This is a genomic window from Pararhizobium arenae (genome assembly GCF_001931685.1).
GTDB classification, from domain to species: Bacteria; Pseudomonadota; Alphaproteobacteria; order Rhizobiales; family Rhizobiaceae; genus Pararhizobium; species Pararhizobium arenae.
On the sequence record NZ_MOOY01000001.1, the window covers coordinates 338199 to 351279 of the forward strand.

Here is a 13081-nt window from a genome sequence, read left to right on the forward strand (position 1 = left end):
CACTTTCAGTTCAACTTCAGATTTTAAGCTGATTTCATAAACCATTCCGGATCTCCAGCTGAAGCGCCTTCTGAACGCAACGATCGACAGACAGGTTGAGGCGGAATCGGCCAAGTCGTGCCCAAGCAAAATGCCCTCCGCCATCAGCTGACGAAGAGCTCATCCACAGAGGAAATCAGGCAGGGTCACATTGCCGGCTGCTGCGGAAAGAGTTCCTCATGCGAGCTGAAGAAGCGGTCTGTGCCGTAGCGCTTGCCGAACATCATGTCGTGCTGGAGAAAGCGATAGTCGCGCACCAGCGGCGGGATCGTCTTCTGGCGCGACCAGTTGGAGGTATCCTTGCCGGCCGCATTGATTAGCATGAAGCGGTCGATGACATGGTAGCGGTCAAAGACGTTGCCCAGAAACCCGGTGTAATAGGGATGTTCGAAGCCGCCCTGTTGCAGGATCTTGTAGGACAGGAAAGCCGGGCTGATGGTTCCGATATCTTTGACGGGACCGGTCTTGTTCGACCAGACGACCAGCGGGGTTTCGTGCTGGATCTTCATCTGGTCCATCGGCCCTTTGCGCGAGGCGGTGACGCCCGGCATGAACCCGGTGCTTGTGTAGACGGTGTTGAGCGGCGGCAAGTGATCGCCGAAGATGACGATGATCGTCTCGCGGTCACGTTCCTTCGCCCAGTCCATCAGCATCTTCAGGCTATCGTCGGCTTCCTTGACGCCCTGTGCGTAGGTTTCGAGCACCTGACGATCGCCCGGCGGCAGGTCGCCTTCCACCTTGATGGTGTTCTTCGCGTAACGATTGGCTTCGTAGGGCCCATGACCCTGAAGCGTCACCGTGAAGAAGAAGAAGGGGTCACGCAACGCATCTGCCTGACGGATGATTTCCTTGGTCAGCGATTCATCCGAGGCGAAAATTCCGCGCTTCTGCATCGGCGGCAAATTCTCTTCCGAGCGAAAATCCTCGAAGCCGAAGGCCTTGTAGACGGCGCTGCGGTTCCAGAACCATTTCTGGAAGGGGTGAACCGCGCGGGCCGTGTAACCTTCTCCGCGGAAGAAGGTGGCGAGCGACGGGATCGGATTGCGGATGTACTGCTGATAAGGAATGCTGCCATAGGGCAGAAAGGCATTGGAAAAACCGGTCAGCGCCTCGAATTCCACATTGGCGGTCATGCCACCGAATTCCGGCGAGAAGACGTTGCCCGACTGCATTTCGCGGATGGTCGGCATCGGATCAGGAGACAGCTTGATGTTCGGCAGGCGGGTCGGGTCCCAAAGGGACTCGCTCATCAGCACGATCACGTCCGGCTTGCTGCGATGGCTCGTTCCGGCCGGAACGGGCTTCACCGGGATCTTTTCGATTGCGTCGAGCATGTAACCGGCGGGGGCCGTCACGTTGGCCATTGGCAGGTTCAACGCAAACGCCATGGCAAAGCCGTTATGGCGGTAGTTTTCCGTCTGGTCCCACATGATCGGAATGACGTTCAGACGGTCCCTCAACCACGAGAAGTCGTTGTAGTCCATGATGTTGTAGAACGAGGCGAGCAGCGGCACCGTTACGGCTAGACGCGCGATGCGCGGCTTGCGGGAAAGTTTCGGAAAGCGGCGCCAGGCAAAACGGGCAAGCCAGCCAAGGGCCGCGATCGACAGCAGAAGGCCTGCGACGATGCCGACCGCAGTCCAAGGCCTGTCCATCACCAGCGCCGGCATCAGTTCCATGATCTGGCGGCCAAAAAGAAAGTCTGTGGGATAGAGCGGGTCGGAGAGAAAAACCTGCTTCTGGTGGCTTATCAACGCCGGTCCGACGGCAATTGGCGCAAGGACCAGCATGCCGATGTGCTGGCGAGAAAAGAACGCGTCAAGAGTAAGGCTGACCAGCAGGAAGACACCGACGGTCGTCCATGCGGGACGCATCGGATCAATGAAGTAGAGCACGGTCTCGTGCAACGAACTGCGGGAAATCCATTCCACCGTGAAAACAAGAAGAATGGCCAGAACGAGCGACAGCGGCAGCGACAAAGCGTAACGTCGGCCATGCGCGCGCACGGCCTGCAATAGCTTCGCCTTGCCGATCCCGAAGGATGGCGCCAGTCCCGCCGTGCCCGGCGCGGCAACAGTGCCGACTGCAGTCTCGAAACTGGCCAAGGCCTACTCCAATATTACAAAACTTTCGCAAAACTGTCATACAGTCGTCATCTTGAATGCAACATGAATGATTTCCAATCTCCACAAAAACGCAGCCGGCTATCGATATTTCGCCATGTGGACGGTCTTTCCGCGGATAAATTCAGGCCTGCCTGCCAAGCGCGACATCGGCGCGCGTCAGCCACATGCTATGACGGACGCGGGAGACCCTTTGCGATGGCGCGACTGCAACTAAATTGTTCCGTTTGCGCGTGAACCGCTCTAAACAACGGATGCGGTTTGTCGCCGCGATACAGTGATGAATGAAGGCAACTCGTCCATGACCGCGCAAAAGATCATTTCCTCGACGCTTCGTATTGCCGTCGCCCAGCTCAATCCGACCGTGGGGGACGTCACGGGAAATCTCGCCAAGGCGCGCGAGGCGAGGGCGGATGCGGCTCGGCAGGGAGCGGACCTGCTGCTTTTGACCGAACTTTTCATTTCCGGCTATCCGCCAGAGGACCTCGTGCTGAAGCCGGCCTTCCTGAAGGCCTGTCAGGCCGCCGTCGATGCGCTCGCCGCCGATACGGCCGATGCCGGCCCCGGCGTCGTGGTCGGCTTTCCGAGGCAGGGAGAAACGGGACGGCACAACTCCGTCGCCGTGCTTGATGATGGAAAAATTCTTGTTCTGCGCGACAAGATCGACCTGCCGAACTATGGCGAATTCGATGAGAAGCGCGTGTTTTCGGAAGGCAGCATGCCTGGTCCTGTGAATTTTCGCGGCGTGCGGCTTGGCATTCCGATCTGCGAGGAAATCTGGAACGACCTCGGTGTCTGCGAAACTCTGGCGGAGAGTGGTGCTGAAATTCTGCTCGTTCCCAACGGCTCGCCCTATTATCGCGGCAAGGTTGACGTGCGCCATCAGGTGGCGTTGCGGCAGGTGATTGAATCCGGGCTGCCGTTGGTCTTTGCAAATCAATTGGGCGGTCAGGACGAACTCGTCTTCGACGGCGCGAGCTTCGGTTTCAATGCCGACAGGTCGTTGGCCTTCCAGATGAGCCAGTTCGAGGAGGCCATTGCCGTCGTAACCTTCCATCGCAAGGACGACAGCTGGCGCTGCGAAGCGGGTCCTTTCTCGAAAATTCCCGAAAAGGACGAGGCCGATTATCGCGCTTGCATGCTGGGTTTCCGCGATTACGTCAACAAGAACGGTTTCAAGAATGTCGTGCTCGGACTTTCCGGCGGGATCGATTCCGCCCTGTGCGCAGCGCTCGCCGTTGACGCCCTTGGTGAGGAGCGTGTGCGCACGCTGATGCTGCCGTACCGCTACACGTCGTCGGAATCCTTCAAGGATGCCGAGGAATGCGCCAAGGCGCTGGGGTGCCGCTACGACATAGTGCCGATCGAAGAGCCCGTGACCGGGTTTACCGAGGCGCTCTCCGGGCTATTCGAAGGAACCGAGCCGGGTATCACCGAGGAAAATCTGCAGAGCCGAACGCGCGGAACGATCCTGATGGCGATCTCCAACAAGTTCGGCTCGATGGTGGTGACGACCGGCAACAAGTCGGAAATGTCCGTCGGATATGCGACGCTCTATGGCGACATGAACGGCGGCTTCAACCCGATCAAGGACCTTTACAAGATGCAGGTCTACGGCCTGTCACGTTGGCGCAATACGACGGTGCCGCCAGGCGCGCTCGGCCCTTCTGGCGAAGTGATCCCGCAAAACATTATCGCCAAGGCGCCGTCGGCCGAACTGCGTCCCAACCAGACCGACCAGGATTCGCTGCCGCCTTATCCGGTGCTGGACGATATTCTGGAATGCCTTGTGGAGCAGGAGATGGGCACCGCGGAAATCGTTGCCCGCGGGCATGACGAGGCAACCGTGCACCGCATCGAGCACCTGCTTTACATCGCCGAATACAAGCGCCGCCAGTCTGCTCCGGGTGTGAAGATCACCAAGAAGAATTTCGGCCGCGATCGTCGCTACCCGATCACCAACCGTTTTCGCGACCGCTGATCTCGGTTGCTGAAAGGAACACTATGCGCAGTTCAGTCGAGATTTATTCGCTCGATACCCAGGAAAGCCGTGTTGTCTGGCAGACGGACAGATTGTTCGAGGCGCCCAACTTCACGGCTGACGGAAAGTCGCTGATCCTCAATGCGGATGGTTTGCTTTACCGGTTGTCTGTCGATGGCGGCGAGCCGGTGCAGATCGATACGGGGCTGGCGCGCGCGTGCAACAACGATCACGGGCTTTCACCCGACGGCAAAACCATCGTCATCAGCGACAAGACGGAATATGGCGCGTCCACGATCTATACGCTGCCGCTCGGTGGTGGCGCGCCCAGCCAAGTGACGGCGAAGACACCATCCTATTGGCACGGCTGGTCGCCGGGCGGAAAAACGCTTGCCTACTGCGGTATCCGCGACGATGTCTTCGACATCTACACCATCCCTGTGGAGGGCGGTGAGGAAACGCGGCTGACCTTCGGCGAGGGGCGCAATGATGGGCCAGACTACAGCCCCGATGGCGCTTGGATTTACTTTAATTCCAGCCGCACGGGCCGCATGCAAATCTGGCGTGTGCGGCCCGATGCGAGCGAAGTGCAACGCATCACCAACAGCGAATATGGCGACTGGTTCCCGCATCCGTCCCCGGATGGCCGCAATCTGCTGGTTCTGTCCTATGATGCCGACGTGTTCGATCATCCGCGGGATCTCAATGTAAGGTTGCGGATTATGGATATGGATGGCGGCAATGCGCGCATCCTGTTTCCTCTATTCGGCGGGCAGGGGACGATCAATGTGCCCAACTGGGCACCGGATGCACGCTCGTTCGCCTTCGTTCGCTACGCGCCTGCGTCCTGAACTTTCCGTGTCGTTTAAGCAACGTCGGGTTTTAACCAATTTCAAACCAGCTTGCTTAAACGAAATTTCCGCTTTGATTGCTAATATACCGACTATCGCGAATACCGGGCGTCAGAATCCCGGTTGAGATGGTCGCCAAAAGCCACGAGCACCTGGGCGCCATCTGAAGGGGATGTCGGCATGGGACGTAACGCGGCAGCACAGACAGGAAGACGGCGAACCGGGCGCACCGTGGTGCTGATCCACGTCGCCTGTGCAGCACTTGCTCTCATGATCGTTGCCAGCCTTGCCGTCGTGCTTGATCGCTCGGTCGATGAAGCCGATCGCTTCGGTCTTACCGCCGAACGAAAGCTGGTCGATGGCGAATTGCAGCATCAGATCGATGCTGTCGTGCAGTATCAGGCCGAGCTCTCCTTTTGGAACAAGACCTATACCGAACTCGGACAGGGAACGCTCAGCGATACCTTCATCAAGGAGGAGATGACGGACTGGCTGTGGCAGGATTTTGGATTCAACTGGATGATCTTTTCCGATAGGTCAGCGGAAGCGTTTCTGGCGGTCAAGGACGGCTTGAAGGTTGGACGACAGGAAGGAACCAGAATACTGAGATGGGCTGGTGATTTGCTGGAGGAGGCAGACAGGCTCTATGAAGCCGGTATCGTTGCCGATGGTAGCGGCTGGCGCGTTATGAGACCTGCGCGCGACAGCGCTGCGCTGGAAGCGCCCGTCCCCGGTATCCATGCAACGGATATCCGTCTGATCGATGGCGTCATCAGCATTGTCGTCGTCCAGGCGGTCTTGCCCGAAAATCTGCACATTCCAGCCTTTCGGCGCGATCCGGTCTTCATGATCACGATCAAGCCCTTCAGCAACCTTATGCTGCGCAACGTGGAGGAGCGTCTCGGCATATCCCGGCTGTCCTTTACATCCGTGCGCAATGTCGCGGAGAGCGATATTCATGTGACGCTTGGCAACTGCAGCGACCCGTCCTGCATGGTCGCTGCGTGGGCGCCGCGCCGACCGGGCAGCTTCGTGCGCTCCGAAACATTGCCGAGTGTTATCGTGATCGGCCTCATCGCGACGTTGGTCATGACGTTCATAGCGTTGCGTTTCGGAGCGGTGGTTTCAGCGCTTGAGGCGAGCGAGGCGGAAAACCGCCACCAGGCCCGCCACGATCGTCTGACCGGACTGATCAACCGCACCGGTTTCGATCAGGCCTTGGCTGCCGCGACGCTTCGTGTCGCCGAGCGTCCTTTCAGTCTCCTGTGTATCGACCTTGATCGGTTCAAGGCGGTCAACGATACCTATGGCCATCCGGCCGGCGATGCGCTCCTCAAGGTGCTGGCGGAGCGATTTACGTCAACCGTAGGGGATCTGGGGATTGTCGCTCGTCTTGGCGGCGATGAATTTGCCGTGCTTCTCGATCATGGGATATCGCAGGAATCGGCGATGCAGTTGGCGCGCGCGCTGATTGTCGATGCGCAGACGCCAGTGCCTTTTGATGGACAACTCCTGTGCGTCGGCTGCAGCGTCGGATTGGCGTCGGCGCCGAAACATGGCGTCAGCGCGCGGGAAATCGTTCCGGCGGCAGACCGGGCGCTCTATCGTGCCAAAGCCAATGGCCGAAACTGCGTCCGCACCGCTGACGATGTAGACGCTACCGAGCAAAACCAACCCGATGGTGTTGCCGCATAGCATTCGCTACGGCACCAAACTTCATCGACAGGTGACAACGGTTCAGTTCGGTTGAAGTTGTTGATACCCTGGACCCTTGGGATGGTGCAGGTCGATAGAGGTTTCCTGCGTGGGAAGGAAACTGGGGCCGACCATGCGCACCTTCTTGTCATCCGGATCGTAGGGGCGTTCCGGCACGGCGCTGTTGACTTCCGCCTGAGTTTTCGGCGTCGTGATCGTGACGATGGAGCCTTGCTGCTGCGGGGTGCTAAGTTTCGCCGTTGTGTTTCGGGGAATTGCGCATCCGCATTGTCCCGCTGTGCTCGGATCGCGGGTCTTGTAGGCGAACGCCGTTGGCAGATCGATATAGGGCTCGCCTGTCGCCGCCGAGATCATCTGCTCGCTCTCTTCCGTTGCCAGCGCGTGATAGTAGAGCGCTGTCTGCGAACCCGGGCAGCGTCGTTGGCAGGTCTCGGCGTCCCGTTGAAAATCAGCTGGCGTGGCGTTGGAAGAGATCGGGAAAAATGCACCGTCACAGGTGCGCACACACATCGTCCGAAGACTGCCATTGCCGTCGTCGCCGGGAATGGCGAAACCCGACGCTTCGGTTTGATCGAGTAGAATGGTGTCGCGGATCGGCGGCAGATCTTTCAGGATATTGCGATGGGTTTCCGGCTCCGCGGCCGCGGCCTGAAGAAGCTTGTCCTGTTCCTCGGCGCAGCGGTTCACGTCGAGCGCGGCGAGGATGCGGCGACGCACGGCATCGTTGCCGCCGCCGACAAGGCTCTGCCGCCGTGCCTTCAAATCGTCGAGGTTGGCTTCCATCTGCTCGATGACGGCGTCGAGATTGTCGCAATTGGCGTCCAACGGCTTGCCGACCACGATCACGCTGCCGGCATTGCAGCCAGTTCGCCGTCTTTCGCTGCGTGCCTGACGCAGATCGAGATTCTGGCGGGAAATTGCCGCCGCGTAATCGCGCAGATTGGCGTTTGAGATGACGTTGTTGCGGGGCAGGTCGTTGAGTTTGGCGTTGAGCCGTTCGCAAACGGCCGAGGCCGCGGCGGCTTGGGCTGCCGTCAGTAGAATGACGGCCGCGAGAGCCGCTATCGAAGTCGAACAAAACCGCACGTTTGCAATCGCCTGAAACTTTGCGGGGAACAGCGGCGGACAATGCCTTCACCCCGACTTTCAGCGGTATCATAGCGTCATTCCATGACGGTGCAACGCGGCTTTGGCGACAATGTTAACAGGCGGCAGGAACTTGGCCTGCCTATGGAGAAAAGCAGGCCCCGCAGGTTCGGTTCTGCGAGGCCTGCCTGTCGAGCAAAAGATTAAGCCGCGCGGGCGGTTTCCAGTGACATCGCCTGTTCAAGTACCGTACCATCGATCGCAGCAACGGCTTTCATCCGTTCCAGAAGATCGTCGGTCACTTCCCAGGCGACGGCAACGGCAAAGACCGAGCCGATGCGATGCGGAGCGCCGATCCGCTCGCCGGGGCAACCCATGCGTCTGAACATCCGCTCCAGAAAGACATCCGTGACTGTCACGATATGGCTAAGGCCTGAGGCGAGGCTGAGTTCGCCGACACCGCACATCAGCTCGGCGGCTGCGATCGTCACCTGATTGGAGGCGCGATCCTGCGAGATTTCCGGATCGATGCAGAAGCGGCTGGATTCCCAGACCGAGGTACTGCGGATTTCCGGGCTGCCGTCCAGAAGGATGGGAAACGTGTCATCCAGCATGTTCGGGCCTAGCGTCGGCAGTAGCCGCAGGGAGCCGCGCAAACGGCCGGTTTCGGAATAGGAAAGCACATAAAGCGGATTGGCCGCGTCGTAGTTGTCGATCTCCCATTCACCACGAACAGAGACGTCCCATTTGAGGAAGTCATGGAAAACACGTTTGCGCAGCTTGAACATCGCGTCGATTTCGCCGGGATTGGCTTTTGCCGTACGGCTGTTGAAGATTCTGATCATTGTGTTGCTCCTTGGTGGGAATGGAGCAAAGGCTGTCAGTTTTCAGGGGGCGCTAAAACTGTCGGTAGCGACAGGTGCGGCATGCACGCCGCCGTGCAAAATAGAGCCCCAGCAGGGCTCTATTCATCGCGGGAGGTGGGGAGTTGCAGATCAGAAGGTCGGTATGAGGTCTTGCCGGACGGCCTGGGCAACGGCCTGCGTGTTGGACACGACATTCAGCTTGCGGCGGGCGTTGGTCATGAAGAAGCGCACGGTGCGTTCACTGATCCCGAGGATGCGGGCTATTTCCCAGTAGCTTTTGCCAGCGGCGGCCCATCCCAGCACTTCCGTCTCGCGGTTCGTCAGGGCGGCCCTGATATCGCTGGAGATGTCGATCATCGCACTGCGGCGCACGTCATCCTCGATCTCGCCCGCATGGAAGAGGTTGGCCAGATGCTGGAAGTCCCGCAGGTGGCATCGGCTGTAGGCTGGCCATTCGCAGGCGGGCATATCCGACTGGATCGCAAGGAAAGCCATGCGGCGCATCGGGGTTGCGAGCGGCAAAGTCACGCCCACGATATTGACGCCCCTTCGCTCGACCGCCGAGAGGTGCGGTTCGATCTGCGGGTTGAGCTTGCGTGCCGTCAGCCAGTCAACCGGGCGTACGGAGTTGGTGAGTGCACTCAGTACGGGAGAGATATGTGAAAAATCGCGATGCAACCACTCGTTGACGGTTTCGGTCGATGCGGTGCAATGCAGGCGATGAATGCTCATGCCCGAGCGCGTGAGGTCTGCATCGAGATAAAGAAGGTTTGCAACGCGGAAGGATTTTCGCATGAGTGCGAAAAACCGCGTGTGACCAATATGTTGTCCGCTGTCCATAACGTCCAGCAAGTCAAAATATGCCCGTTGATCGGTCATGCTGAACACCCTTTTATTTCAAGGGTTTCAGCATGCAAACCATTTTTATACTTGTCTAGTTCAATCGTCGGTTAATATGAAACTTTCTTTAGAACTAATTCAAAGTTGTATTTAATGCTCATTTCGGCACAGATTCCGACGGGTGCGAAGCCTCTACCACGGCAAGCGCTGCCATATTCACAACGCCGCGGGACGTGACCGATGGCGACAGGATATGGGCGGGGAGTGCGGTTCCCAGCAGAATCGGGCCGACATGCAAACCTTCGCTCATCGTCTTGACGACGCCAAGCGTGATATTGGCCGCATCAAGGTTGGGGAACACGAGCAGGTTGGCTTCGCCGGTGAGCGTGCTGTTCGGCATGACGCGACGACGCAGGAATTCGGAGATTGCGGAATCCCCGTGCATTTCGCCATCGGCCTCCAGATCGGGCGCCAGTTCGCGGACGATCTCGATGGCGCGACGCATCTTGAAGGCGCTCTCGGAATCGCGCGACCCGAAATTCGAGTGCGAGACCAGGGCAGCACGCGGGGTAATGCCGAAGCGCCGGATTTCCTGGGCGGCCATGACGGTCTTCTGTGCGATTTCCTCGGCGGTCGGATTGAAGGTGACGTAAGTGTCGGTCATGAAGGTCGCGCCGCGCTGCGAGATCAGCAGGCTGAGGGCGGAGAAATCGAGAACACCTTCGCGCTTGCCGATGATCTGGGACACGTCGCGCAGGTGGCGGCTGTAACGGCCTTCCACGCCGCAGATGAGGGCATCGGCTTCGCCGCGCCGAAGCGCCAGCGCGCCGATGACGGTGGTGTTGGTGCGGACGATCGTACGCGCCGCTTCCGGGATGACGCCCAGGCGGCCTACCAGTCCAAAGTAATCATCGACATAATCCCGGTAGCGGGGGTCGCCTTCCGGATTGACGACCTCGAAATCCGTATCGGGACGGATGCGCAGGCCGTAGCGCTTGAGGCGCGTCTCGATGATGTTCGGTCGCCCGATGAGGATCGGGCGTGCCGTGCCTTCTTCAAGCAAAACCTGGGCGGCACGCAGCACGCGCTCGTCTTCGCCTTCGGCAAAGATCACGCGGTTTTTCGCAGCATTTTTCGCCGCGGCGAAAATCGGCTTCATGATGAAGCCCGAGCGGAAGACGAATCGGTTCAGCTGATCGAGATACGCATCGAAATCGGTAATAGGCCGTGCGGCGACGCCGCTATCGGCCGCCGCCTTAGCGACCGCCGGTGCGATGCGCAGGATCAGCCGCTGGTCGAACGGCGAGGGGATCAGATAGTCCGGACCGAAGATCGGGGTGTCGCCGGTGTAGGCGCGCGCTGCGACGTCGGAGGGTTCCTCGCGGGCGAGTGCTGCGATGGCGCGCACCGCCGCCATCTTCATTTCCTCGTTGATCGTGCGCGCGCCGCAATCCAGCGCACCGCGGAAGATATAGGGGAAGCAGAGGACATTGTTGACCTGGTTGGGGAAATCAGATCGACCCGTGCAGATCATCGCATCCGGGCGGGCGGCGCGGGCGACTTCCGGCATGATTTCCGGGTTCGGGTTTGCCAGTGCCATGATCAGCGGCTTTTCCGCCATCTGCACGAGCAACTCCGGCTTCAGAACGCCGGCCGCCGAAAGGCCAAGGAATACGTCGGCGCCGCCGATGCTGTCGGCCAGGACGCGCTTGTCGCTCGGCTGGGCATAGACCGACTTCCATTCGTCCATCAGCACTTCGCGGCCGACATAGACGAGACCCTCGAGATCGTGCACCCAGATGTTCTCGCGTTTCGCGCCGAGCGTGACCAGAAGGTTGAGGCAGGCAAGCGCTGCCGCGCCGGCTCCCGAGGTCACGATCTTGGCGGTGGCGATATCCTTTCCGGCGAGCTCCAGTCCGTTGAGGATTGCTGCCGCGACGATGATGGCGGTGCCGTGCTGGTCATCGTGGAAGACCGGGATCTGCATCTTCTCGCGCAGCTGGCGCTCGACTTCAAAACATTCCGGAGCCTTGATGTCTTCCAGGTTGATGCCACCGAAGGTCGGTTCCAGGGCTGAGACGACATCGACCATGCGCTCGATGCCCGGGGCGTCGATCTCGATATCGAAGACGTCGATGCCGGCAAATTTCTTGAAGAGAACGGCCTTGCCCTCCATTACGGGCTTGGATGCCAGCGGGCCGATATTGCCGAGGCCAAGCACGGCCGAGCCGTTGGACACGACGGCAACGAGATTGGCGCGCGCGGTGTAGTCGGCGGCGGTCTCCGGGTTGTCGCGGATGGCAAGACACGGGGCGGCGACGCCCGGCGAATAGGCGAGCGCGAGGTCGCGCTGGTTGCCAAGCGGCTTGATGGGCTGGATCTCAAGTTTACCCGGGCGCGGATAGCGGTGGAAGAACAGTGCCTGTTCATCCAGATCGCCGCTTGTTGGAACCTGCGGGCCCTTGCCCCTGTCAGCCATCGTCATTCTTGCAATCCCCATCGGTTGGACGCGGCCCTTTTTTCATGAAAATTCTGCGGCGTACAGTTTTTTGTGGGCACGGCGGAAGCTCCCTTAGCGAAGTTCGCCACAGGCGCTGTCATTCTCCTGAAACACGAGTCTGGTTTTAGGCTGTCATTAAGACAGGAAGGCAAAAAGCGAGACAGATCCATGACCGACATCGATATCGCCCCCGAGACCCGACGCTATCGGACGCTGTTCATTTCGGATGTTCATCTCGGCTCGAAAGCCGCCAAGACGGATTTTCTGCTCGATTTCCTTCGCCTGCATGATGCGGACACCATCATTCTGGTGGGCGACATCGTGGATGGATGGCGGCTGAAGCGAAGCTGGTACTGGCCCCAACCCTGCAATGATGTCGTGCAGAAACTTCTGCGCAAGGCGCGCAAGGGAACCCGCATCATCTACATCCCAGGAAATCACGACGAGTTCATGCGGGACTTTCCGGGCGTTCATTTCGGCGGCATCGAAGTCGCCAATCGCCACATCCATGAAGCCGGCGACGGCCGCCGCTACCTTGTTCTTCATGGCGATGAGTTCGATGTCGTGGTGCGCAATGCCCGCGTACTCGCCTATCTCGGCGACTGGGCCTACGACACCGCAATTGCGATCAATGTGGTTCTTTCGGCGGTTCGCCGCCGGCTTGGGCTTCCGTACTGGTCGTTTTCGGCCTGGGCAAAGCTGCAGGTCAAGCACGCCGTCAATTTCATCGGCGAGTTCCAGAAGGTGGTGGCGGAAGAAGCCCGCCGCAGCGGCGTCGATGGCGTCATCTGCGGCCATATCCACCATGCCGTGATCGATCAGATGGACGATATCCGCTACATCAACACCGGGGACTGGGTGGAAAGCTGCACCGCCGTTGCCGAGCACCAGGACGGCACGATGGAACTGATCACCTGGCGTCAGATGGCCGGCCTGCCTGCTCCGAAGAAGGACGTCGCGCTGGTGCCGGTCTCAGATGTGCTTCGCGAGCGTGAGGCAGCCTAAATCTAAGTTGCACTTCGGTGTCACTGTAGCGGATTCTTGCATGCAATAGCCCGATCTTATGGCGGCGCTCGCAA

At 59.4% G+C, this 13081-nt stretch carries 9 protein-coding genes; 4 read left to right on the forward strand and 5 right to left on the reverse strand.

Annotated features, from left to right (window positions below):
* Positions 1-185: 185 nt before the first annotated feature.
* On the reverse strand, positions 186-2054 hold the full coding sequence (locus tag BLX89_RS01705; RefSeq protein WP_245292743.1) for an LTA synthase family protein: 1869 nt from the start codon (positions 2052-2054) through the stop codon (positions 186-188).
* 409 nt (positions 2055-2463) lie between these two features.
* On the opposite strand from BLX89_RS01705, the gene BLX89_RS01710 reads away from it, so the two are divergent.
* The 3 genes from BLX89_RS01710 (at position 2464) to BLX89_RS01720 (ending at position 6689) form a co-directional block, all read left to right on the forward strand.
* Positions 2464-4143: an NAD+ synthase gene (locus BLX89_RS01710; RefSeq protein ID WP_075289226.1), complete on the forward strand. Its 1680-nt coding sequence runs from the start codon at positions 2464-2466 to the stop codon at positions 4141-4143.
* 23 nt (positions 4144-4166) lie between these two features.
* Positions 4167-4994 (forward strand): TolB family protein, encoded by an 828-nt coding sequence (locus tag BLX89_RS01715; protein ID WP_075288914.1) that lies wholly within the window; start codon positions 4167-4169, stop codon positions 4992-4994.
* A gap of 180 nt (positions 4995-5174) precedes the next feature.
* A complete protein-coding gene (locus tag BLX89_RS01720; RefSeq protein WP_083637294.1) occupies positions 5175-6689 on the forward strand; it encodes a diguanylate cyclase domain-containing protein in 1515 nt (504 codons plus the stop codon).
* A gap of 42 nt (positions 6690-6731) precedes the next feature.
* On the opposite strand, the gene BLX89_RS01725 is transcribed toward BLX89_RS01720, so the two are convergent.
* The 4 genes from BLX89_RS01725 to BLX89_RS01740 all read right to left on the reverse strand — a co-directional run bounded on the left by BLX89_RS01725 (position 6732) and on the right by BLX89_RS01740 (position 11987).
* Positions 6732-7796, reverse strand: coding sequence for a DUF2865 domain-containing protein (locus BLX89_RS01725; RefSeq protein ID WP_143523412.1), 1065 nt, complete (start codon positions 7794-7796; stop codon positions 6732-6734).
* A gap of 203 nt (positions 7797-7999) precedes the next feature.
* A complete protein-coding gene (locus BLX89_RS01730) occupies positions 8000-8641 on the reverse strand; it encodes an acyl-homoserine-lactone synthase (RefSeq protein ID WP_075288917.1) in 642 nt (213 codons plus the stop codon).
* 150 nt (positions 8642-8791) lie between these two features.
* Positions 8792-9541, reverse strand: coding sequence for a helix-turn-helix transcriptional regulator (locus BLX89_RS01735; protein ID WP_075289227.1), 750 nt, complete (start codon positions 9539-9541; stop codon positions 8792-8794).
* 118 nt (positions 9542-9659) lie between these two features.
* Complete coding sequence (locus BLX89_RS01740; RefSeq protein WP_075288918.1) at positions 9660-11987, reverse strand: NADP-dependent malic enzyme; 2328 nt, start codon at positions 11985-11987, stop codon at positions 9660-9662.
* Between the two features lie 183 nt (positions 11988-12170).
* On the opposite strand from BLX89_RS01740, the gene BLX89_RS01745 reads away from it, so the two are divergent.
* Positions 12171-13007 (forward strand): UDP-2,3-diacylglucosamine diphosphatase, encoded by an 837-nt coding sequence (locus BLX89_RS01745; RefSeq protein WP_075288919.1) that lies wholly within the window; start codon positions 12171-12173, stop codon positions 13005-13007.
* Positions 13008-13081: the final 74 nt, after the last annotated feature.

What these genes read in the sequence shown, in the direction of transcription:
- BLX89_RS01710 (WP_075289226.1), top strand. Translation starts at nt 2,464, where the DNA reads ATGACCGCGCAAAAGATCATTTCCTCGACGCTTCGTATTGCCGTCGCC.
- BLX89_RS01740 (WP_075288918.1), bottom strand. Translation starts at nt 11,987, where the DNA reads ATGACGATGGCTGACAGGGGCAAGGGCCCGCAGGTTCCAACAAGCGGC.
- BLX89_RS01715 (WP_075288914.1), top strand. Translation starts at nt 4,167, where the DNA reads ATGCGCAGTTCAGTCGAGATTTATTCGCTCGATACCCAGGAAAGCCGT.
- BLX89_RS01730 (WP_075288917.1), bottom strand. Translation starts at nt 8,641, where the DNA reads ATGATCAGAATCTTCAACAGCCGTACGGCAAAAGCCAATCCCGGCGAA.
- BLX89_RS01745 (WP_075288919.1), top strand. Translation starts at nt 12,171, where the DNA reads ATGACCGACATCGATATCGCCCCCGAGACCCGACGCTATCGGACGCTG.
- BLX89_RS01735 (WP_075289227.1), bottom strand. Translation starts at nt 9,541, where the DNA reads ATGACCGATCAACGGGCATATTTTGACTTGCTGGACGTTATGGACAGC.
- BLX89_RS01720 (WP_083637294.1), top strand. Translation starts at nt 5,175, where the DNA reads ATGGGACGTAACGCGGCAGCACAGACAGGAAGACGGCGAACCGGGCGC.